Annotated in this window: 1 protein-coding gene; it reads right to left on the bottom strand. The window is 51.8% G+C overall.

The genetic code is table 11. The annotated features are described in order from the left end of the window. A partial coding sequence (locus AN393_RS20330) for a hypothetical protein (RefSeq protein WP_161804180.1) occupies window positions 1-276 on the bottom strand: 276 nt, incomplete at both ends.

Raw genomic sequence — 276 nt, 5'->3', positions numbered from 1 at the left:
GTTTCAACTTGGTTTGTGCCATCACTGATGATCACCGTCACGGTTTGACCGTCTTCTACATCGCTCACCGTGCCGCGCACGACCATGGCGGCGCTTTCACCGTTACCATTAATCACGCCGTCGGCTGTTTTATCAATGCTGGTTGTGATCGCTGCGGTGTTATCAAGTTCTACGCTATCTTGCGCGTTTACAGGGTTACCCGCTAAATCTGACACGCTTGCTGTAGCGGTGAGCGTGCCGTCATTTAATGCGCTTGCATCAATCGGATCGGTAACA

Origin of the sequence: Pseudoalteromonas sp. P1-25, from assembly GCF_001401805.1 — a bacterium.
Lineage (GTDB): Bacteria > Pseudomonadota > Gammaproteobacteria > Enterobacterales > Alteromonadaceae > Pseudoalteromonas.
Note: the sequence above shows the minus strand (reverse complement) of the source record. Positions and strands in the feature narration are given on the sequence as shown.